The 21,593-nt window shown below is 62.5% G+C and carries 18 protein-coding genes; 9 read left to right on the top strand and 9 right to left on the bottom strand.

Features of this window, described 5'->3' with window-relative positions:
- Window positions 1-190: 190 nt before the first annotated feature.
- From AWC31_RS22240 to AWC31_RS22200, 9 genes are all read right to left on the bottom strand, one after another.
- On the bottom strand, window positions 191-1,072 hold the full coding sequence (locus tag AWC31_RS22240; RefSeq protein WP_085146130.1) for a phytanoyl-CoA dioxygenase family protein: 882 nt from the start codon (window positions 1,070-1,072) through the stop codon (window positions 191-193).
- Window positions 1,073-1,302: 230 nt separating this feature from the next.
- Entirely contained in the window at window positions 1,303-2,331 is a 1,029-nt protein-coding gene (locus AWC31_RS22235; protein WP_085146129.1) for an NAD(P)H-dependent amine dehydrogenase family protein, read from the bottom strand.
- Window positions 2,332-2,349: 18 nt separating this feature from the next.
- Window positions 2,350-3,837: an aldehyde dehydrogenase family protein gene (locus AWC31_RS22230; protein ID WP_085146128.1), complete on the bottom strand. Its 1,488-nt coding sequence runs from the start codon at window positions 3,835-3,837 to the stop codon at window positions 2,350-2,352.
- Between the two features lie 54 nt (window positions 3,838-3,891).
- Complete coding sequence (locus AWC31_RS22225) at window positions 3,892-4,653, bottom strand: gamma-glutamyl-gamma-aminobutyrate hydrolase family protein (protein WP_085146127.1); 762 nt, start codon at window positions 4,651-4,653, stop codon at window positions 3,892-3,894.
- Window positions 4,650-5,753: a Zn-dependent alcohol dehydrogenase gene (locus tag AWC31_RS22220; RefSeq protein ID WP_110775210.1), complete on the bottom strand. Its 1,104-nt coding sequence runs from the start codon at window positions 5,751-5,753 to the stop codon at window positions 4,650-4,652. The genes AWC31_RS22225 and AWC31_RS22220 overlap by 4 nt, the downstream gene beginning before the upstream one ends.
- Entirely contained in the window at window positions 5,753-7,117 is a 1,365-nt protein-coding gene (locus tag AWC31_RS22215) for a glutamine synthetase family protein (protein ID WP_085146126.1), read from the bottom strand. The genes AWC31_RS22220 and AWC31_RS22215 overlap by 1 nt, the downstream gene beginning before the upstream one ends.
- Complete coding sequence (locus AWC31_RS22210; protein WP_085146125.1) at window positions 7,110-7,742, bottom strand: hypothetical protein; 633 nt, start codon at window positions 7,740-7,742, stop codon at window positions 7,110-7,112. Before AWC31_RS22210 ends, AWC31_RS22215 begins: the two co-directional genes overlap by 8 nt.
- Window positions 7,739-9,274, bottom strand: coding sequence for a flavin-containing monooxygenase (locus AWC31_RS22205; protein WP_085146124.1), 1,536 nt, complete (start codon window positions 9,272-9,274; stop codon window positions 7,739-7,741). The genes AWC31_RS22210 and AWC31_RS22205 overlap by 4 nt, the downstream gene beginning before the upstream one ends.
- A 37-nt stretch (window positions 9,275-9,311) precedes the next feature.
- Window positions 9,312-10,211 (bottom strand): phytanoyl-CoA dioxygenase family protein, encoded by a 900-nt coding sequence (locus AWC31_RS22200; protein ID WP_085146123.1) that lies wholly within the window; start codon window positions 10,209-10,211, stop codon window positions 9,312-9,314.
- A 421-nt stretch (window positions 10,212-10,632) separates the two neighbouring features.
- Here AWC31_RS22200 and AWC31_RS22195 point away from each other — a divergent pair, with 421 nt between their 5' ends.
- From AWC31_RS22195 to AWC31_RS22155, 9 genes are all read left to right on the top strand, one after another.
- Window positions 10,633-12,090 (top strand): APC family permease, encoded by a 1,458-nt coding sequence (locus AWC31_RS22195; protein ID WP_085146122.1) that lies wholly within the window; start codon window positions 10,633-10,635, stop codon window positions 12,088-12,090.
- Between the two features lie 284 nt (window positions 12,091-12,374).
- A complete protein-coding gene (locus tag AWC31_RS22190) occupies window positions 12,375-12,998 on the top strand; it encodes a TetR/AcrR family transcriptional regulator (RefSeq protein WP_085146121.1) in 624 nt (207 codons plus the stop codon).
- A gap of 509 nt (window positions 12,999-13,507) precedes the next feature.
- Window positions 13,508-14,299 carry a CoA transferase subunit A gene (locus tag AWC31_RS22185; protein WP_085146120.1) on the top strand — a complete coding sequence of 264 codons (792 nt, stop codon included), beginning with the start codon at window positions 13,508-13,510 and terminating at the stop codon, window positions 14,297-14,299.
- Window positions 14,296-14,925: a 3-oxoacid CoA-transferase subunit B gene (locus tag AWC31_RS22180; protein ID WP_085146119.1), complete on the top strand. Its 630-nt coding sequence runs from the start codon at window positions 14,296-14,298 to the stop codon at window positions 14,923-14,925. The genes AWC31_RS22185 and AWC31_RS22180 overlap by 4 nt, the downstream gene beginning before the upstream one ends.
- Before the next feature lie 37 nt (window positions 14,926-14,962).
- Window positions 14,963-16,237, top strand: coding sequence for an aspartate aminotransferase family protein (locus tag AWC31_RS22175; protein WP_234816952.1), 1,275 nt, complete (start codon window positions 14,963-14,965; stop codon window positions 16,235-16,237).
- Window positions 16,238-16,332: 95 nt separating this feature from the next.
- Entirely contained in the window at window positions 16,333-17,817 is a 1,485-nt protein-coding gene (locus tag AWC31_RS22170) for a flavin-containing monooxygenase (protein WP_110775209.1), read from the top strand.
- 202 nt (window positions 17,818-18,019) lie between these two features.
- The gene (locus AWC31_RS22165; protein WP_165766028.1) at window positions 18,020-18,976 is read left to right on the top strand and encodes an alpha/beta hydrolase; all 957 of its coding nucleotides are present in this window, start codon (window positions 18,020-18,022) and stop codon (window positions 18,974-18,976) included.
- An 872-nt stretch (window positions 18,977-19,848) separates the two neighbouring features.
- Window positions 19,849-20,721 carry an NAD(P)-dependent oxidoreductase gene (locus AWC31_RS22160; protein ID WP_085146116.1) on the top strand — a complete coding sequence of 291 codons (873 nt, stop codon included), beginning with the start codon at window positions 19,849-19,851 and terminating at the stop codon, window positions 20,719-20,721.
- Between the two features lie 182 nt (window positions 20,722-20,903).
- A complete protein-coding gene (locus tag AWC31_RS22155; RefSeq protein ID WP_085146115.1) occupies window positions 20,904-21,569 on the top strand; it encodes a porin MspA in 666 nt (221 codons plus the stop codon).
- Window positions 21,570-21,593: the final 24 nt, after the last annotated feature.

Below are 21,593 nucleotides of genomic sequence, written 5' to 3'. Positions count from 1 at the left end.
GCTCTCTTGGTTGTTCGACGTCGAGCACGCGCTCGGGCGGGTAGCGCAGCTGGGCTGACATGACGTCGCAGTGTTATCGCACAGTTGCTGCCGCGAGTGTTTTCGCCACCGGCGCCCGGGTCGGCTCCGACTCCCTGGAACTCGCCCACCTCCAGCGAACACAAGGTGGCGAGTTCTCGGGACGGGGTGATCAGAGTCCGATGTAGTCGGCGATCTCGTCGTAGTTGTTCTGCCAGAGACCCGGGTATCCGTGAGTGGTGTCGTAGAACGAGCGAAATCCGATTAGCTGTTGCACCCTGGGGGACAGTGATCGGGCAAGATCGATGTCGACCGTGAACGGGTACGCTTCCTCGGGCACAAGGTAGCCGGGGTTGAAGGTGAACGCGACTCCGCGGCGTCGTTCGTCCTTCGTGACGTTGGCGCCACCGCCGTGGGCGAGTTTTCCGCTGAAGAAGAGTGCGTCGCCCGCTTTCATCAGAGCCGGGACGGTCTGCTCGGGTGTGCCGCGGTCAGTGAAATCGGGCCACGTGTGGCTTCCTGGCACCACTCGGGTGGCACCGTTCTCCTCCGTGAAATCGGTGAGGGCGATGAGAAAATTGATCATGACCTCCGGACCGGAAGGACCCATTTCCAGGTAGCCCGGATAGTTTTCGAGGTCCCGGTGATGGGGCTGAGCCTTGTTGCCCGGTCCGATCTCGATGACCTGGGCAGTCCCCATCCAGTACGAATCGTACGACGGATGCATCATCTGATCCGCGATGGCCAGCACGACATCGTTGTCGATGATTTCCTCACGGAAGGTCTTGCTCAGTGTGATCAGGTTGGTGAGGCGTTTGGTCTGCGCGCCGTGGAAGTCCTGAATACTCGCGTCTACATGACTGGAGCCGGCGTGCAACGCAGCCAGGTGCGGGTCGATGTCGGCGTTGAAGCGTCGGACCTGGTCTGCGCTGAGCAGGCCTTCGATGACGACTCCCCCGTCGCTCTTGACGATCGCGGCAACGTTCTCGGCGGTTGCCGCGCTGCTGTCGCGGAGGCTGATACGGGGTAGAACGCCCGATGCGATGGTGGACATGGTGCTGAAATCCTTGTGTTGGATGGAGAACTAATCTGATGGATGAAAAGAGGTTCGCTAGGCCCAGTACATTTGCGGGGTGGCTGCACCAGGCTGATGACGGCACATCCGAGTGCCGGTGCGTCAGAAGTCAAGATCGAGTACGTCGAGAACGACGGTCATCAGCGTCACCTCCTCGTGTAGCTGAGCTGCGCGCCGCCGGCGAGTGCGGCGCCCTGGATGTTGAGCGATCAGAGGGTGCGGAGCGCGCCCTTGCTGGCCACCGCGCCGATCGGGAGGTCGGCCATCGTCCGCAGTCCTGCGGGGGCATCCGCGACCGCGGTGATCGAGTTGCTCGCGACTGCAATGGTCGACAGGAAGCTGTCGAAGCCGCTCGAAGCCCGTAATTCGAGCATCTGCTCTTCACCGTGGATGAGCCAGTGATCGCCCGGATCCACCGGGTCATACTCCTCGAAGAACCCAAAGTGAATCGCGGCATCGATCATGACCACACCGTCACGACGCCCCTGGACTGCATGCCGCACAGCCGCGATGGTCCCTGGCTCGATCGTGAAGTGATCTCCGTGTCGGGCGCGCTCACTGATGAACGCGGGCTCCGGATCATCGACGACGATCTCGTCCAGCTCCCAGCCCAGCGCGGCCGCCAAAGCCTGGACGGACTGTTCGAATCCGACGTGTCCGACCACGTGGCCCGCGGACTGCGCCTCTTGGAACGCCTCCGTGTCGAGACCGAGACCAAACTTCCGCAGGATCGCCCCGTAACCGGACATGTCTGCCGTTCGGCGTATCTCGACACGGGAGACACGCTGGGTGAGGCTGCTGAGCACCGTTGGCAGACTGTCCATGAGCATGCCCGGGTTGCAGCCGGTGCCGAGGATCGAGACGCCGTTATCCCTGGCCACCTTGTCGAGACGCTCGGAAAGATCAGGATGGCTACGGAAGGGGTGGCCGAGTTCTTCGCAGATGCTGACCACGTTCATCTTTCGACGAGCGAGGTCGGTGAGTGTGGCCTCGAGGTCGCGCACAAACGAGGTTGTCGCCACGAAGGCGATGTCCGCATCGGGGAGTGCTCGGATCGAGTCGACGACCACCACGTCGCTCGACTCGTCACTGATCAGAGCACCAAGACGCTGTCCTGCCTTGCTGGGGTCGACGTCGGCGGCGCCGACGATTTTGCAGTCAGGACGGCGTGCGAGCGACGTGCCCATGGCCACCCCTGTCGCTCCCAGACCGATGAGCACGATGGTGTACGTCTTCACTGTGTGTCGCCTGTCTTCTCAGAGGTTGATCCACGTCGTCTTGAACGTGGTGAATTTGTCGACGCCGTGGATGCTTTTGTCGGAGCCGTGGCCGGAAAGCTTGCGACCGCCGAACGGCACCGACGCGTCGCCTTCTTCGAAACAGTTCACCCACACCAGTCCGGCCTGCAGTTCTCTCGACACTCGGTGCACTCGGCGTACATCGGAGGTCCACACCGACGCGCCGAGTCCGTATTGCGTGTTGTTGGCGATGGCGACAGCTTCGGCTTCGTCGCGGAAGGTCAGCACGGACAGCACCGACCCGAAGATTTCGTGCTGTGCCAGCCGACTGTTCTGGTCGACGTCGGTGAACACGGCCGGCGGCAGGAAGTAACCGGGACCGTCGGGGAGGTCGGTGCTGCCGTGGGCCAGGGTGGCACCGGCGTCCACGCCTGCGCGGATCTCGGTGAGCACGTCAGCGCGGTGTTGTTCACTGACCATGGGACCGTAATCGGTTTCTGGGTCGAGCGGATCACCGATCCGCAGCGCGCTCAATCGATCGATCACTCCGGTCACCACCTCTTCCCGGAGAGACTCGTGGACGATGAGTCGGCTTCCGGCGGTACACATCTGACCGGAGTTGAACCAAATCGCCCACGCCGCTGTGCTGATCGCGTCATCGAGATCGGGCGCGTCAGGAAAGATGATGTTCGGCGACTTCCCTCCGAGTTCGAGCGACACCGCCTTGGCGTTCGATTCGCCCGCGTAGGTAAGCAATTTCTTACCCACTCCGGTGGAGCCGGTGAAGGTCAGGGCAGCGATGTCGTTGTGCGTGCCCAGAGCGCGTCCTGTGACACCTCCACCACCGGTGATGACCTGGAACACTCCGTCCGGCAGTCCCGCTGCGCTGCCGAGTTCAGCCATACGTAACAATGCCAACGGACTCTGGCTGGCGGGCTTGAGCACGATCGAGTTTCCCGACACGAGCGCGGCCGGAATCTTGAAGCTGGACAGCGTCATTGGGAAGTTCCAGGGCGTGATCACCGCCACCACCCCGAGGGGTTCTCGGGCGACGACGGCGAAGGAGTCCTGTCGTCCGCGCGGCGACTCGTCAAGCAACTTGTCGGCGAGTTCCCCGTACCAACGGATCACCGCGATGCTGGTGCGCAGTTCGACCGACCACGAATGCGCGATCGGCTTGCCCATTTCGAGGCTCAGGAGAATCGCAAGTTCGTCGCGATGCGCCTCGAGCAGGTCGGCCCAACGGACCAGAATCCCACCGCGTTCCCGTGGCGAGATGCGCGACCAGGATCCAGCGGCGAACACTGCTGCGGCGCCGGCGACTGCGCGATCGACGTCGGTGCTCGTCGCCGACGGCACTCGGGTGAGGACCTCACCGTTGCGCGGGGACACGAGCGCGTAGCTTGCCTCTCCGTCGGCCGCGACCGGTCTCCCGTCGATCCACATGCCCTGGGGCGGCGCGATTTTGGCTGCGAGTTCGGACCAGTAGTTCGATGATGTGGACATGGTTGCAGTCACTGCGTACCTCTTTGGTCTAGACGATGGGAAGGGTGGGACCGGTCAGCGATCGCGGGCGGCGGCCACGATCCAGGCGAACACCGGGTCGTTGTCGGGCTGCCATTCCGGGTGCCATTGCACTCCGAGCACCGGCTTGCCCGGCATCTCGATCGCTTCCACGACACCGTCGGAAGCGCGCCCGGCGATCACGACACCGGCGCCGGGCTCGTCGACGGCCTGATGGTGCCAAGAGTTTCGCGCTATGCGCGATCCGAAGATCGACTCGGCCATTGACCCCATCTCGAAGGTGATCGTGTGGTCAGCGTCTCCGGCGAACGGTGCAGCTTGCGTGGAGTAGTGCTCGATCGCCGACGGCTCGAGATCAGGGATCAACGTGCCGCCGAGCGCCACGTTCAGCACCTGATGGCCGCGGCAGACACCCAGCACAGGCAGTGACTGCTCGATCGCCGTCCTGATGAGCTCGATCTCGTGGTGATCCCGCGCCGGGTCGTAACTCACCGGATTGGTGGGGTCTGCAGCCATGCGGTCGTCGACGTGCTCGTCGCCACCCCAGCGGGACGGGTGGACGTCTTGCCCGCCGGTGACGAGCACCGCGTCCAGGCGGTCGATGATCGCAGGTCCGGCCGCGTCGTACGGAAGATAGACCGGGAGACCGCCGGCGCGAGCGATGTGGATCGCGTAGTCGGCGAAGAAGTTGTCGACGTCCACGCCCATGAAGCGGGGGTCGCGGCCGGCGAACACCGTTCCGCTCGATCGACGACCGGTGATTCCAACAAGAGGTGGCGAGTTCTTCGATGTGGTCATTGCGGTCCGATCTCGGCGACCACGCGCATGCTTGTTCCCGAGGCGAGAGCGGAGAAGCCGTCGTTGATGGCGCTCAATGTCACCTGGTCGCTGATCATGTCGTCCAGCAGCAGACGCCCCTGCCGGTAGAACCGGACGTAGCTGGCGATGTCGGTGGGAAAGTGATTGCTGCCCATGAATGAGCCCTGCAATCGCTTCTCGGATAGGAACAGGTCTGCGCCATCGATCCGGATGGGAGGATCCGGTGGGACCATGCCGATCACCGTGGCCGTTCCGCCGGCGGCCAGCATGGCCACCGCCTGTTCGGTGGTCGACGCATGACCGACTGCCTCGAAGCTGTAATCTGCTCCGCCCCTGGTAATTTCACGAACTGCCGCGACTGGATCTGTCTGTCGGCCGTTGATGACATCGGTGGCACCGAACCGCTTGGCGGCTTCGAGCTTTTCGGGGACGACGTCGACGGCGATCACATGCGATGCTCCGGCGATGACGGCCGCTTGGATGGCAGACATGCCGACGCCGCCGGTTCCGATGACCACGACGGAGGTGCCTGCCTTGACGCGGGCGCGGTGCAGCACCGCCCCCATGCCGGTGACCAGGGCGCAGCCCAGGATGCTGGCGGGTGCCAACGGCATGTCGGTAGGCAGCACCGCGAGCGCGTTGCGGTGCACCACGATCTTCTCGGCGAAGGCGCCGATGCCGGCGGTGGGCCGGATGGTCGCCCCTGCGGCGTTGCGCAGCCGGTCGGTGGAACCCAGGGCGAGCCGGGTCCTGTTTATACAGAGCGTCAATCGACCCGAGATGCAGTACTTGCACGACCCGCAGAACACCGAGAGGCATGTGACGACGTGGTCCCCGACGTTGATGTCGGTCACCTCGTCGCCGATTGCTTCGACGACACCTGATGCTTCGTGCCCGAGCAGGATGGGAGGTGTGGTGGCGAATGTGCCGTCCATCTCGTGAAGGTCCGAGTGGCACAGACCCGCGTAGGCGACTCGGACGAGCACCTCGCGTGAATTCGGGTGCGCCAGGGTGACCCGTTCGACGTCGAGTGTGCCTGGGGCGGAATTGAGGACCGCGGCGGTGATGGAAGATGTCATCACACCAACTCGAAGTATCGGTTGATTTCCCAGTCGGTGATGTCGGATTCGGGTGTGCCGCCGTCACCGTGGTACCGCATCCATTCCCAGCGGCGCATACCGATCCAGTAGTCGATCAGTTCGTCTCCCAGCAGTTGCCGCAGCGTCGTGGCTCGGTCGAGTTCGTTGAAGGCCTTGCTGATGGTGTCCGGGAGTCGGTCGGCCGCGCCTGGGGGGAAGCAGTAGGCCATACCGTCGAATGCTGGGGGCGGGGTGATATGTTCGGCGACCCCGTGCGCGCCCGCCGCCAGTAGGGTCGCGAGCACCAGGTAGGCGTTGGAGTCCGCTCCGGGCACCCTGTACTCGATGCGTGACTGTTTGCGGTCACCGACGACAGCGCGCAGTGCGGTGGTCTTGTTGGAGATACCCCAGGTCGCGGTGGTGGGTGGTCCATCGAGGTCGTTCAGTCGCCGATACGAGGTGATCCAGGGAAGCGCCAGCGAGGTCGCCGCCGTGATGCTGTCCATGACGCCGCCGATAAAGTGCGTCATCGTTTCTGACGGTCCGTCGGGCGCGTAGAAGGCGTTGTCGCCGTCGCGGGCGAGGGACACGTTCAGGTGTGACGCCTGACCGTACTCGTCGCACCACTTGGCCATGAACGTGACCGTCCGGCCGAGCTGGAAGCCGACCTCGCGCATGACCTGCCGGGTGCGGGTCCAGTTGTCGCAGGCCTGAATTGGGTCGGTCACGCCCAGGTTCAGTTCGACCTGACCCCAAGCCGCTTCGTCGTTCCACGCTTCCCATGCGATGCCGAGGTCGTCGAGACGGTTCGAGACCGCCGTCATGTACGCGTGCCACTGCTGATCTTTCGGCAGGTGGTAGGCGAAGCCGGCTTTGCCTCCGAGGGGGGTGAGGTTCTTGAATCCCTTGGCGCGTGCTTCGTAGATCGATTCCTCGAACACGGTCGCCTCGATCTCGATCGCGACCTTGGCTGTGAATCCCTGGTCTGCCAGGCGGTTGGTCACCTTCTTCAGGAGGTTGCGAGGGCATACCGGTAGCGGGGCGCCGTGCCGGTCGTAGTAGTCACCGATGACTGCTGCATGTCCACGGCGCCACTCGACCAGGGTGGCGGGGTCGGGTTTGAGGAAGATGTCGGGCATGTCTCCGCGCCAGCTGGGCCAGGCGAAGCCCCAATGCGGGATGTTGCCGAGATCGACACCGAATGCCAGATCCGCGAAGCCGAAGCCAGTCTCGACTCCACCGCGGAATTTCTGTGCTGTGATGATCTTGCCCATCAGGGCCGAATCGAGGTTTGTTCCTTCGATGCGCACGGTGGCGATGTCGTGAGTGTTGAGCCACGTGTTGACGTCGATGTGTTCAGCCATGAAATTGAACCTTCCAGGAGGCGCCTGCCATCACCGAGAGCTGAGGCATCGTTCCGCGCATGTAGAGGGCACCGCCCAGTACCTGTTCGAACAGTGAGTCAAGTCCGGCGAACACCCGACCCAGATTCGTCGCTGATCCGTGCAATTCGTACTCGACCGGACCGTCACCGAGTACGACCTTCTGACCGTCGTCGCACATGGCGATCAGACGTCCGGGCATACCGACGTCCCTCGAGGTGAGCTCCCAGAACTCTCGCGCGGCTTCCGTCCAGTCCGACACCACCGGGTTGAGCAGACGTGAGACGCCGAATGCGACGTCGTCCCCCACTTCCTCTGGCGCGCAGGATGTCACGGCGTAGGGGGATGCGACGTCGACGTGCACTGTCAAGTCCGGTGCCGATATCTGCGCGTGCTGCACGCCGATGGTTCCGTCGGCGAACGAGATCGTGGCCGTGGCGGGTGTACCGTCGGCGATCACCACGACTCGCAGACCGCGGAGCGCGAAAGTCTCTGCTATAGCCACAATGGCCGGATCCCGCATGCTCAGCCGAAGTCGGTGACCGATGGCGTAGACGAGCGGAGTGGGGTCGTCGTCTAGGCGCACCTCAAGTGCCGTGGTGGTCATTGTGAGGCTCTTTCCAATGGTTGGGCGGACCTGCCGGTGCGGTTGATAGGCTGGCGGCGAAAGTGTCTCGGAGAGAACAGTTTTGTTCGCGCCCAGTAACCGGCGTTGAGTCCAGGCCAGACCGTGTCGATCCGCCCGTTGGCACTCTGATACCAGCCGACGCATCCCGACCCGAACACACTGCCGGCCAGCCGCTGCTGCACCTTCGCGTACGACCTGCTCTGCACCTCCGGCCGGAGGTTCAGCGAGCAGATCCCGTGCCGGGTCATGTAGCGGACGGCGCGAGCGATGTATTTGGCCTGGCACTCGATCATGAAGGAGGACGATCCTGCGCCGATACCGGTGTTGGGTCCGGCGACGAGGAACAAGTTGGGGTAGTCCGCGACGGAGATGCCCAGATGGGTGGCGGCGCCGTCGGACCAGGTGTCGTGCAGTTCCTGCCCGGTCGCCCCGAAAACCTTCATCGGCATGAAGTCCGCGACGGCGAAGCCGGTACTGAAAATGATGGTGTCGACCTCGCGTTCGATACCGTCCTTACCTATGACGGAGCGCTCGGTGATGCGTTCGAGCGCGTGGGGGACGAGATCGACGTTGTCCCGTTGCAAGGCCGGGTACCAGTCGTCGGACATGACACGGCGTTTGCAACCCACCTCGTAATCCGGAATCACCGCCTCACGAAGAGAGGGGTCCGAAATCGACCTGTCGATGAAATCGAGAGCGTACGCGGTCTGCTTGGCAACGGTGCCGTTCTGTTTCTCGAATCCGTACGCGATGCGGTCGTTGTCCCAGAACCGCTTCCAGCGGCGCGCTCTGAGGATCACCGGGAACTTTTCGTACAGTCTTCCCTCTCGTCGACCGATGGGGCGATCGTTGCGAGGGAAGACCCACGCCGGCGAGCGTTGATACACGTACACGTGATCGGCGGACTTGGCAATCTCGGGAACGAGTTGAGCTGCAGTGGCCCCACTTCCGATCTGCGCGATGCGGGTACCGGTGGCGTCGAAGGCAGGGTCCCACTGTGCCGAATGCAGAACTCGGCCGCGGAAGTTCTGCAGTCCGGGGATGTCAGGCGTCGCCGGTGTGCTCAGGGCTCCCGTCGCAGAAATCAGGATGTCGGCGGTGTACCTGGCACCTGTGGAGGTCTGGACGATCCACTGCTGGTTTCGGACGTCGTAGCGGCACTCGTCGACTGTTTCGTTGAACTTGATGTGGCGGCGGATGTCGTGGCGATGACTGATGCTGATCAGGTAGGAATGCAGCTCGGCGCCGTTCGCGTACAGTCGGGTCCAGCCTGGGTTCGGGTCGAAGGACAGCGAGTACTGCAGGATCGACGTATCGACTGCAATGCCTGGATAGGTGTTCGCTCTCCAAGTTCCTCCGACCTCGGGTCCGCGCTCGAGCATCGTCAGATTCGTTACCCCAGCACGCTTGAGGTAGAACGCCGCAGCCAAGCCTCCCATGCCGGCGCCGACAATGATCACCGAGGGCGCAGCACGTTTGCCGCGGATCGGGGGGGTCTTCGGTGAATTCACTTCTCTCCTCGTAAAAGTCTTGTCGGTCCGGCGGGTGTCAGACGGCCTGACGCTTGCCGATCGTGGCCTGGCTGGTTCCGAGGTCGGCGGGATCCTCGAGGAACATGTGGGGGTCGCGCATGATGCCGTCGCGCTCGACCCACCCCAGCAGTGGCGGGCAGGCCTGGTATCCGATCAGCCGCGCGACGTCGTCAGGCAGGGCCTTGACTTCCTCGAGATTCATGGCGAGGTACTGGTTCTCCTCTTGTCTGAGGTATGCCAGATCGAGCGTCACAGTGATCCCGGTCCTGGCGGACTCCGTGTTGTTGGTACCGCCGGCGTGGTAGGTGCCGCCGATCCACACAAGTGCCGAGCCGGCGTTCATTTCGGTAGGCACAGCTTCCTCGCGCAGAGGCGCGCGCTCGTCGTCCCACAGGTGGCTGCCCGGCACGACGAGTGTTCCTCCGTTGTCGGCGGTGAAATCGGTGACGGCGACCATGACCTGCACGCGTGCTTGATGCTCGCCCTCGCCGTGACGCCACGACCAGACCATGTCGTCGCGATGGAGAGGCTGCGCACCTTCGCCCGGGTGAATATCGATGACCTGCGTGGCTCCGACTTGGTATGTGGGGGTGAGCTCGACCTTCTCGTCGCCCACCCAGCGGTAGACAGGACGTGCCAGGAAATGGTCTGCGGCAGCACGAAAGTGCGGCTGACGCACGATCGCCGTGCCATGTTCTGTGTGCTTGAACAGTCCGCCCAGGCGGCGAGTCTTCTTGCCGGCGAAGAAGTCGTCGTCACCCCAACCAAGATTCTCCAGCACGGGATGTAGATCGGACTTCAGACCGGCGAGGGTCTGAGAGTCGACGAAGTCACGGATGATCACTCCACCGTCCCGTTCGATGACGGCGATCGCTTCATCGACGGTTGCGGTCGAATCAAGGGTCACGAGTGGCACGAGATCTGGTCTCCTCGATTGCTCTGTATGTGCCGAGCAAGGCAGTTACTTGGTCATATGACTAACTATATGTGATGAGTGAAGTGCATCACGACCTCGTTGTCAAGAGGAGGCGGTGCGTTACCGGGGCAAACCGGCGCTTTGGTAGCCCCGGGCTAGAAGCGGCCTGCTGAGCTGCAGTTTTACCCAGGACGCCGCGCAGCTCTGGTGTTGCGTACTTGCATCCAGGCGATTCGTTTACCCACCGGTTACACATTTAGCAATCACTTAACGACGTGGCATTGACCACAGTGCGTGGATCTGCTTCTGTTTAACGGGCGCCTGTCATAGACGCTTGACCAATAGTTTTGGGGTCACCCTTCACCGGGCGTGGGCAGTCCCAGCTGCTCCAGCCACATCACACCGAGCAGGAGTTCGCGCCATGTCAGAACTGCACACCCCCGACTCCGCACGCCGTGCGCCTTCGGAATCGAGTGGGGACCTTGACAGCGGCCACCTAGGTCGCAGCCAGCTCATCGCCCTGTCGTTGTCCTCGTTCGTCCCGGCAGTCGGCATGGCCCTTGTGCCCATGCTGATGTTCACCGCGGCAGGTATCACCGCATGGCCCTCGTCACTGCTGGCCATGGTGTCGGTCATCAGTGTCGGCCTGGCGGTTACACACTTCGCTCGCAGGTACATCTCGACGGGATCGCTGTATTCGTATGTGGGCGAAGTGTTTGGTCCCTGGGCGCGCTACCTCACCGCCGCCTCTCTGCTGGCTGGTTTCATACTCCAGGTGGCAACGGTCGCCGGCATCGTGGGGATCTTCCTCGGCAGCTTCCTCGTGACCCATGGCGTCGAAAGCGCACTGGGCGTGGGAGTCCAGGCGACGATCTACGCCCTTGCGGTGGGCATCGCCGCATGGGTCGCATTTCGTGGCCTCGACACCTCGGTTCGGATTGCCGTGACACTCGCAGCGATTTCCGTGCCGGTGGTGGCGTGCATCACGGTCGGCAGCGCATTGCACACCGGGCTTGACCTTTCACAGCAGTTTGCTTTCGCGTCCTTCACCTTCAACGGGACATTCCAGGGCGTCGCCGCCGGCGCGGCGTTCTTGGTCGCCTTCGAAAGTTGCACCTCGTTGGCTGCCGAGACCAGGGATCCCAAACGTAATGTCCCCCTCGCGGTGATGGCGGTGCCGGTGATCCTCGGCGCGCTCTACTTGGTGTGCACGATCCTGCAGGTTCCCGGGCTCTCGCGTGCCACCGAGTCTCTCGCCGCCGGCATGTCTCCGACTACAGCGCTGGCCAGCCAAGCCGGGATGTGGACCTGGGTGAGCGAAGTGAGTGATCTGGTACTGGCAGTGGCAGCATTTGCCGCCTTGATCGGGTTCACCAACTACGGTGCACGATTCCTGCTCACCATGAGTGAGGACGGCCTTTTACCCAAAACACTTGCGGCCGTTCATCACCGGCACCGCAGCCCCCACGTCTCGATCGCCATTCTCTCCATACTGGGCTTCCTCACCATGGCCGTTCTGGTTTTCATTGTCGGCGACGTCACCACCGCGTACAACGCTATGGCGACGCTGCTGGTCTACCTCTGGGTGCCGGCCTACCTGATGATCACTGCAGGCGCCATCGCACTCTCGATACGTGAACGCGACTGGCAGCCCGCGTTGCTTCTCGGGTCGTTCATCGGCTTCGTGTCGATGTTGTGGGTGTACGTCAACGGCATCGTCAACCCACCGGCATCGCCCAACGACGCCATGTCATGGGTGGCACTGGTCGTATTGGTCGTTCTATTCATAGTCCTGAGCATCAGCGCCGCGACTGCCCGTCGAAGCTCTCAAGCACACCCGACGCAGGTCGACCCGCACGGTACGAGCAGTCGAGCCTGACCTGCTCGCCGGTGCCTCCTCGCGCTACCGGGTGAGGAGGCACCGGGTTCTGTACCCGACCACCTGTCCCAGCATTACCTGTTTGCGACGCAAGCGCCAAACCCGCTGCGCTGCTGGACACTTGCGTGCCATGCACCGAAGGAAAATCTAGGAAACCCTGTCCGCTTCTCGGCTACAGCCGCCTTTTGCGTCAACAGTCTCGCGCATCGCGAATGGGTCCGATGACCAAGTCAAGAAGGTCATAAGTACGCTGGACTCACTGACGGAAAGGGGTGTCCTGACGGATGGGTAGGGTCAAAGCCGAGGACCGTCGTGTCGAGTTCATCGAAGCTGCCGTCCAAATTATCGCAGAGCATGGCGTCAACGGAGCCACCACTCGGCGGATCGCGGAGCGCGCTGAAGCGCCGCTGGCGACGCTGCACTACTGCTTCAGCTCGAAAGAAGAACTGTTCAAAGGAATTTACGAGCACATGATCAGTGTGCTCGGCGACTCGGTATGGCACGTCCGCCCCGGGGCCGGCTTAGGGGCCAGTGCAGCCAGCCTGTATCGACAGCTGGTGACCTGGTATGCAAGCGACTTCAACCTCTCAAACGCACAACTCGAGTTGTACTTCTGGATCAAACGCCACGACAAGGACGCAGCTCGGCGCGCCTACCAAGTGCATATCGACTTGCTGGCGAAGAAACTGCGGGAAGGCATGAGGGACGACGACGACCCCTCTCTCATCGATCCGCTGAGCCGGATGATCGCCATCAATGCCGATGGGATACTTCCGCAACTCATGGTTTTCGACGATGAAGGCTATCTGGAGAACATGACGGAAGCCATCTGCGAATCGTTCCGCCAACTGGCCGATTCCCACCGACTGTTCGTTCGCGGCTCGAAAACCACACCGACGCTCACTTGACACACTGACTAGGTATCCGGCGGAGTCGGCGCGCTGTCGCACTCTTCTCGACAAGGTCGTGCGGCCAGGCCGAGTGCGAGCTCGAGTCGGGCTGGCGTTTGATTCTGTGGTGGTCAAGCTGGCTGCTCTCCGATTCGGATTGACAGTGAGGTCGAGTGAGTCACTCGACCAGGTTGAGGCCGGCCGAGACTTACGGTCTGCATCATGTCAAGGCGCGTGGCGAAGTTCCGCAGATGTACGTCGCCTTACCGCCTGAACGCCCGCGACCGCACAATTTCGCACAGTTCGGGCTGATTCAGGGTTGACAGCCCGGGTGCCGAAAGTGTCTCATTGAGTCCGTCGACTTAGTCATATGACCATGTCGTCCCCGTCGGCCCTGGGACGGCACCCTCGCCGTGATCAGCGGCGTTCCCCAGGCGGGCGCGGAAGTGTCTCGGACGCATGTCCACTGGCCCGAGGGCCGATACACACTGCGGCAGGGCCGAAACGGCATAACACGAAGGGCAGCCATGGACAAGCTAGCGACCTCGGCCGAGGACGCGATATCCGATATCAGAGACGGGGACACCATCTCGGTGGGCGGATTCGGTCTGTGCGGGATCCCGTCTGTCCTGATCGACGCACTTCTGCGTGCCGGCGTACGCGATCTCGAAATCGTGTCCAACAACTGCGGTGTCGACGACTGGGGATTGGGCCGCCTCCTGTCCGCACATCGCATTCGGCGAATGATCTCGTCCTACGTGGGTGAGAACAAGGAATTCGCGCGCCAGTATCTGACGGGTGAGATCGAGGTCGAGCTGACTCCACAGGGAACTCTCGCCGAACGCATGCGCGCCGGAGGCTCCGGCATCGCGGCATTCTTCACGCGTACGGGTGTCGGCACCTACGTTGCCGAGGGCGGGCTGCCCTGGCGCTACGGGGCCGGCGGTGACGTCGCCGTGGCCTCACCGCCCAAGCACACACAAACGTTCGAAACGCCTTCGGGGCCGCGAGAATTCGTATTGGAGAATGCGATCACCGCCGATTTTGGTTTAGTACGGGCGTGGAAGGGCGACCGTCACGGCAACCTCGTCTACCGCGATTCAGCCCGCAATTTCAACCCGGTCGCAGCGATGTGTGGCGCCATCACGATCGCCGAAGTCGAGGAGCTCGTCGAGCCCGGTGATCTCGACCCGAACTTCGTCCACACCCCGGGCGTCTACGTTCATCGAGTGGTGGCTCTTACGCCCGAGCAGGCACAGGACAAGCGCATCGAACGTCTGGTCACACAACCCAGACCGTATGCAGGAGAACAGCGATGAGCTGGACGCGCAACGAGATGGCGGCGCGCGCGGCCGCCGAGTTGGCAGACGGTTGGTACGTCAACCTGGGTATCGGAATGCCGACTCTGGTTCCCGCCCACGTCCCGCCGGAGTTCCACATCGTCCTGCAGTCCGAGAATGGCCTGCTGGGAATGGGCGGTCCGCCGTTCGAAGGCGACGAACACCCCGATCTGGTCAATGCAGGCAAGGAGACCGTCACCCTGCAGACCGGGGCATCCATCGTTGACTCCTCGACATCGTTCGGAATGATACGAGGCGGCAAGATCGACGCGACGATCCTCGGAGCGATGCAGGTATCCAGGACCGGCGATATCTCCAATTGGGTCATCCCAGGCAAGATGGTCAAGGGCATGGGCGGCGCGATGGATCTCGTTCACGGCGCCAAGCGGGTGATCGTCCTCATGGACCACGTAGCCAAGGATGGTTCGCCGAAGATCCTCAACGAGTGCACACTTCCGTACACCGGTCGCGGAGTCGTCGATCGCATCATCACCGATCTCGCGGTCATGGACGTCACGCCCGAAGGACTCCGAGTCGTGGAACTTGCGCCGGGTGTTGAACGTGAACACCTTACGGCGGTCACCGGTTGTGCACTGCTCTCGTGAAGCACCCCGTCCAGCTCCTCCCGTACAAGGACCTCTCATGAGCACACTCGACAGCTCGCTCGAGGCATTCCGTCGCACCACTCGCAGCGTCGGCGGTGGCGTCAGCTCGGGGCTTCGCGCAGCGATGAAGCCACACCCCCTATTCGTCGACCACGCGGCCGGCTCGCGAGTGTGGGACCTATCCGGCATTGAGTACGTCGACTACGTGATGGGATGGGGCCCAACCATCGTGGGGCACAGCCACCCCCACATCATCGAGGCCGTGCAGGCCATGGTTCCCCGCATGCAGATGGTCGGCATGGGACATGCGTTGGAATACGAAGCCGCGGAGCTCGTATTGGACGCGGTCCCTGGTACCGAGCGGCTCCTGTGGACCAACTCCGGCACCGAAGCCGTTCAGATCGCACTTCGTCTGGCGCGCGCGGCCACCGGGCGCAACCGCGTCGTGAAGTTCACCAAGAGTTACCACGGCTGGCACGATTCGGTGTATGCGAGTCTCGATGTCGACCACACGAGCGAAGTAGCTATCGTGGGCAGTCTCGGCCAGAACCCCAACGCCATAACAGATTTGATCATCGCCCAGTTCAACGATCTGTCCGGTGTCGAGCGCATTCTCGGGAACGCGCGTGAACGAGGAATCGCGGCAGTTCTCGTCGATCCCATCATGAGCAATGCGGGCGTCGTCGCGCCTGCACCGGGGTTCCTGGAACTCCTTCGCCGATTGTGCGAACAGCAGGGTGTAGTGCTCATCTTCGATCAAGTCATCGCAGGTTTCCGCATCGCACGTGGCGGCGCCACCGAACGGTATGGCGTAACACCCGATCTCTCCGTCTTCGGCAAGGCCATCGCCGGTGGCTTCTCGCAGAGTGCCGTGGCGGGCAAGGCCTCCATCATCGACCTGGTGACGTCGGGAGTCACACACGCCGGCACCTACAACGGGAACCCGGTGAGTCTTGCTGCGGTGAAGGCAACTCAGGAGCTACTCGCCGAACCCGGGACGTACGAGAGGTTGGAGGCCGTCTCCGCCCTCTTCCATGACCGCGTGCAACAGGTCTTTGATCAGATGCCGGGCCGTCCACAACTCAGCAGGATTGGTTCGCTGCTCAGTTTTGTCGCGCCCGATCACCTCGACGCTGACTGTCGACGGCAACTGTGGGACGCGATCATCGCCGATATGCTCACCCGCGGCGTGGTGCTCCTGCCCTCCGGCAAGATCTTTCTCTCCACCGCCCACACCTCGGACGACGTCGACGTCACTGTGCGCGCTCTCGAAGAGACATCGAAGCACGTCTCATCGATGCCACTGCGCTGATCCGATCCGGCGGCCCACAAGCCAACGACCCCACATTCGCCCGCAACGTGGATCGCGACCGACCCGGCGATCTGCAGTGACACTGAGGACCCACTATGCCCAACTCCGAGATCGAACACTTCGACGTGCTCATTGTTGGTGCCGGCCTGTCCGGTATCGGCGCCGCGGTGCACCTTCAGAATGAGGCGCCAGGTCAAAGTTTCGCGGTGATCGAGGCCCGCGACAACATCGGGGGAACCTGGGATCTGTTTCGCTACCCCGGAATTCGGTCGGACAGCGACATGTACACGCTCGGTTACGAGTTCAAGCCGTGGAAGCAGGAAAAGTCGATAGCAAGCGGGGCATCGATTCTCGAATACCTGTGGGAAACGGTGACGGAGCATGACCTCGAACGCCACATCAGGTTCGGTCATCATGTCCGTCGCGCAGAATGGCGCAGCGCGGAACAGGTCTGGACTGTGACGATCGAGCACCAAGGCGAGATGGTTGAGCTCACCTGCGCCTTCTTGTTCATGTGCTCGGGTTACTACAACTACCGGAACGGATTCTCTCCAGAGTTTCCAGGCCGTGCACGTTTCAGGGGGACCGTAGTCCATCCGCAGCAATGGCCGCAGGACCTGGACTACACGGACAAGCGCATCGTCGTCATCGGCTCGGGAGCCACGGCCATCACCCTCATCCCCAACCTCGCCCCGACGGCGAGGAAGGTCACGATGCTACAGAGGTCCCCTTCGTACGTAGCGATAGACACTGCGGTCGACCAGCAAGCGCTCAAGATGAGGAAATATTTCGGAGACAGAATCGGATACCGACTGATCCGGCGACGGAACACCCGGCGTCAGCAGAAGATGTACAGATTTGCTCGGGCACGCCCGAATCAGTTTAAAGCGGCTCTGCACAACGATATTCGGAACCTCGTCGGCGACGCATACCTGTGCAAGCATTTCACACCGACGTACAACCCATGGGATCAGCGAGTCTGCTTGGTTCCCGACGGGGACTTCTTCCAAGCCATCAAGTTCGGGAAGGCGGACGTCGCAACGGGCCGGATCCACACCTTCACCGAAACGGGCATCGCACTCGAGTCCGGCGAGCATCTCGACGCCGACATCATCGTGACCGCAACCGGTCTCGAACTCGTTTCCCTCGGCGAGGTCGACTTCATCGTCGACGGAGAGCCGGTCGACTTCTCCAAACGGTGGACGTACAAGGGCCTGGCATATTCGGGTGTTCCCAATCTGGCGTCGACGTTCGGGTACGTCAACACATCCTGGACAGTTCGCGCAGAACTCGTGGCCAGGTTCGTGGCGCGACTCGTCGACCACATGGCGAAGACAGGGGCAACGAGCGTCACTCCTACTCTACGGCCGGAGGACAGCGCGATGCCGATGAACGCCTTCGTGGAGGGGTTCACCTCGGGGTACTTCAAACGCGCAAACGACGTCCTCCCACGTCAAGGAGACCGGGCACCGTGGATCAATCCTCAGAACCACGCGGCAACCAAAAAGCTACTCACCGAATCCATCGAGGACGGGGTTCTTCACTTCGAGCACAGTCGTTCTCGATCAAGGATCGGCTGACGCAGACTCCGTCCGCTCGGCGGTCCGATCCTGCGAGCGCCGAAACTGCACAATTGCCAGTTGTTTGGGGCGAAAGGTTGCTTTGATGGCTACTTCGACCGCGGGCGCGTCTTCGCGCCCCCAAATCGCTGACCGCAGACCCTCTTCCGTTTTCTCACCCGCCGACGTCGCAGGGCGCATCGGACTAGAACAGGCCACCACCATGACTTATGATTTCGACACGCTCGAACTCGATGCCGATGCTCTCGCTCTCGGCCGCGCCCTCAATGCAGTTCTTCCGCGTCCATTCCACGAGATCGGAGTGGATCGGGCCCGAGAGCTGGTGTCGTCGCTCCGTCCCACCGGCCCCTACCAACACGTTTGGTCGGTCACCGAACACGACATCCCCACACGCCATGGCGGCGTCCGAGTCCGTGCGTACCGTCCGGGTCTAGGACGGTCCGTGGTGATCTACCTGCACGGTGGCGGGTTCACTTTGGGCACGCTCGACGGTGTCGACGCCATGTGCAGACTGCTCGCACACAAGAGCGATTGCACTGTGGTGTCGGTGGCGTACGGGCTGGCGCCGGAGAACAAGTTCCCGACCGCACTGCAGCAATGCGTCGACGTGGCGCGCTGGTTGAACGATCATGGCGGCGAACTAAGCCTTAATGCCGAACGATTCGTCATCGCAGGAGACAGCGCGGGGGCGAACCTTGCCATCACGTCGACCTTGCTCCTGGCCGAGGAGGAGGCCGCGGCGCCGGCGGCACTGATTCTGGCCTACCCGGTGACCGAGTACTGCGTGCAGCGAGAGTCGTTCGTTCGCCACGCCGATGGCCCGCTGTTGACGGCGCGTGACATCGAGTGGTTCTGGGACCAGTACCTGGCCGGACCAGCCGATCGGTCGAATCCGCTGGCCGTTCCATCCACCTCGAGCAACCTACGACTGTTACCGCCCACGCTGATGTTCACCGCCTACAACGACCCATTACGTGATGACGGTGCACAGTTTGCAGCGCGGATGGTGGCGGAGGGAGTCAATGTGGACCACCGGTGCGTACCTGGTGTCTTCCATGGCTTCTTCACCGAACCGGGGACCCTGCGCGCGGCTGATCGGGCCATCGACGTGGCAGCGGACTACGCGCGGTCGGTTCTCATCGCCAGCGAGCAGTCATAACCGTCCGTCTCGTCCTGCTCTATAACCGACGACGAAGGAACACCCATGACCGGCTTGACATCCCGCTGACACCACTGCGGTTTCTCGGACGGGCGGGCCGAAGTGCACCCGGGAGTGATCGCCGTCGTCGATATGGACCGCTCGATGAGCTACAGATACATCGCAAATCACGTCACTCGCACAGCGCATGCCCTCACGGCATCAGAAATTCGGCCGCGGAACCCCGCCGTGCTTCGTGCCGCGCACACATCGCAGTAAGGGCGTCTCGGCGACACCTCCCCGTGGCCCAGTTGCCCGCGGGCCACAATATTTTATTTTCAACGCGTTGGTCAAGTGACCATGACACGGGCGGATCTCGTGTCGCCGATGTCGGCGGAGCAGAGGCGGTCGCACGATCACCTTCGCGCGAGATCACCACCGCCGCCGCTGGGCCCAACGCCGAATGAAGACTAGCCAAACACGCACTGGCGCCATCATCCGCCGACGCGTCGGCGTGCAAGGGCTTCGGTAGTCGAGCGGCTGCGCAGGACCTCGTTGCTAAGAGGGCGACGATGTTTCCGAGTCATTGGCCCTGTGCGCCGCATCGAGAGAACATCGCTCCCCCATCCCCTCGTCACGATCTTCATCGCCGACACGGGGCGCCAGACAGTCGGGCGACTGCCTCTTTCGGACCTGCGCGCATAGGGGTAGCGCGTCGCCGCCCCGTGGGTAGTTGGCGCGCGGCGATGACACGCGGTTGAGGGACAAATTTTTAGTCAAATGACTAAATCGAGTGACCAACACGTCGTACGATCGCTCGGACACCGCGTCATGTCGCGCCGGAGGCGAGGTTCAACAAGCCGCCTGCACGTCCTTAGCTCAGAGGAGAGCCTATGAACAGGGAGAGAGTCACGGTGCTTGGCACCGGGTTGATGGGTTCCGCAATCGCCCGAACGTTCGCCATCGCCGGCCACCCCGTCACCGTCTGGAACCGGACCCATGACAGGGCGGCCGCACTGGCCGGCGACGGCACGACCGTCGCCGACTCCTGCCGGGAGGCCATCGCCGCGTCCGACCTCACCGTCTCGGTCCTCGTTGACAGCGCTGCACTCCGGAGCAGTTTGGGGGATGACGTCAACCTCAGCCGACGAACCTTCGTCAACCTCTCGACAGGGACACCTCAGGATGCTGACGAGACCGCCGCCTGGGTTGCCACCCGAGGCGGGCGTTATTTGGACGGCACCATCGCGGCTTATCCGAAGGACATCGGCACCCCGGAGGGAGGCATCGTCTACTCGGGGCCCGAGGAGATCTGGCGGCAGCACGAGGCCACACTGCGTTTGCTGGGCGGGGAGTCGCGCTACGCCGGGGCACGTGTCTCGGACGCGTGCACGCTTGATCTGGCAATGCTCACCTACTACATGGCCGCCGAAGCCGCCTTCCAGGAAGCCCTGGCGTTCGCCCAGGCATACGGCGTTTCGGCTGACCGGTTGCTCGAGCATGTCCTGCCGACGCACTCGATCCTCGGACGCGTCCTCGCCGAATCAGTCGAGGCGGTGAAAAGCGGCGACTTCAGCACCTCCGAGGCCACGAACCACACTTTCCTTGCGTGCATGGAGCTCGCCACCCGTTCCCAGGCCGAGGTGGGTATGCGGGGCGTCATGGTGCCAGCTGCGCGCCAGCTATATGCCCGTGCCGTCGAAGCCGGGCACGGCGACCATGTTCCGGCCGCCATCGTTCCGCTGCTCGACGACCGGACGGAGTGAATGTGCCCGATGATGAGTGGGGTCGAAGTGACTGGACGCTTCGCCGCCGCGTCCGAGTCGTACCGCCGCCCAAACCGCCCGAAATACGTTGGTCAACGGCTCACGTCCATATGAACGCCATGAGCGCGTCCCCGAGAGATGCCGGCGGCTTTCGTACACCGGCCATGACTACGGCCGAGGCCATGATCGCCAAACTCCGAAACCGCTACTGGGCGTGGCTCAAGCCTGGTATCACAGTGGCCTGCACCCTGGCGCTGCTACTGATATGCGTTTCGCCAGCGCATGCAGGGCTGGACAACGAGCGGAGCGTTGTCGATGAGCAAGGCCGTACATTGACGATTCAACAGTGGGATACAGCGTTGCAGGCCATCTACCCGATCGATCGAAATCGTCTGAGCCGTGAATGGTTTCATTCGGCGAATGGGGTCTATCAGGTGACCGGTCCCGACGCCGACAAGTTCGAGGGACAGCTGATACTTGGCTATCAGATTGGATTCCCCTGGTCGATGGGGGTGGGCATCAACTTCAGCTACACCACACCCAACATTCTGCTTGATGGCACCAACTTCTCCCCCGGTCCAGGTTTCGCACCCCTGGCTTACGTGATCACCCCGAATCTCATTCCTGGCCTGTCGATTTCAACGGAGCTCGGTAATGGGCCAGGCGTCGTTGAAGTAAATACTTTTACGGCCAACGTCTCTGGCGAACGGGGCGATGTCGTGGTGTCAGACGCACACGGCACCGTGACCGGTGCCGCAGGCGGGGTACTCCTTCGCCCCTACGCACGACTGACCTCCAAAAGCGGCGCCACCATCACCACCTATGGGGAACCGTGGAACGTGAACTGAGCAGTGCAGCTGTAGTTATTCTTC

The organism is Mycolicibacterium wolinskyi (assembly GCF_002101965.1).
Lineage (GTDB): Bacteria > Actinomycetota > Actinomycetes > Mycobacteriales > Mycobacteriaceae > Mycobacterium > Mycobacterium wolinskyi.
This window is presented reverse-complemented; position numbering and strand designations above follow the sequence as displayed.

Bases quoted from the DNA above. Each gene is read 5' to 3' on its own strand.
- AWC31_RS22240 (WP_085146130.1), bottom strand. From the start codon at position 1,072: ATGTCCACCATCGCATCGGGCGTTCTACCCCGTATCAGCCTCCGCGAC.
- AWC31_RS22230 (WP_085146128.1), bottom strand. From the start codon at position 3,837: ATGTCCACATCATCGAACTACTGGTCCGAACTCGCAGCCAAAATCGCG.
- AWC31_RS22225 (WP_085146127.1), bottom strand. From the start codon at position 4,653: ATGACCACATCGAAGAACTCGCCACCTCTTGTTGGAATCACCGGTCGT.
- AWC31_RS22220 (WP_110775210.1), bottom strand. From the start codon at position 5,753: ATGACATCTTCCATCACCGCCGCGGTCCTCAATTCCGCCCCAGGCACA.
- AWC31_RS22215 (WP_085146126.1), bottom strand. From the start codon at position 7,117: ATGGCTGAACACATCGACGTCAACACGTGGCTCAACACTCACGACATC.
- AWC31_RS22210 (WP_085146125.1), bottom strand. From the start codon at position 7,742: ATGACCACCACGGCACTTGAGGTGCGCCTAGACGACGACCCCACTCCG.
- AWC31_RS22195 (WP_085146122.1), top strand. From the start codon at position 10,633: ATGTCAGAACTGCACACCCCCGACTCCGCACGCCGTGCGCCTTCGGAA.
- AWC31_RS22190 (WP_085146121.1), top strand. From the start codon at position 12,375: ATGGGTAGGGTCAAAGCCGAGGACCGTCGTGTCGAGTTCATCGAAGCT.
- AWC31_RS22185 (WP_085146120.1), top strand. From the start codon at position 13,508: ATGGACAAGCTAGCGACCTCGGCCGAGGACGCGATATCCGATATCAGA.
- AWC31_RS22180 (WP_085146119.1), top strand. From the start codon at position 14,296: ATGAGCTGGACGCGCAACGAGATGGCGGCGCGCGCGGCCGCCGAGTTG.
- AWC31_RS22175 (WP_234816952.1), top strand. From the start codon at position 14,963: ATGAGCACACTCGACAGCTCGCTCGAGGCATTCCGTCGCACCACTCGC.
- AWC31_RS22170 (WP_110775209.1), top strand. From the start codon at position 16,333: ATGCCCAACTCCGAGATCGAACACTTCGACGTGCTCATTGTTGGTGCC.
- AWC31_RS22165 (WP_165766028.1), top strand. From the start codon at position 18,020: ATGACTTATGATTTCGACACGCTCGAACTCGATGCCGATGCTCTCGCT.
- AWC31_RS22160 (WP_085146116.1), top strand. From the start codon at position 19,849: ATGAACAGGGAGAGAGTCACGGTGCTTGGCACCGGGTTGATGGGTTCC.
- AWC31_RS22155 (WP_085146115.1), top strand. From the start codon at position 20,904: ATGATCGCCAAACTCCGAAACCGCTACTGGGCGTGGCTCAAGCCTGGT.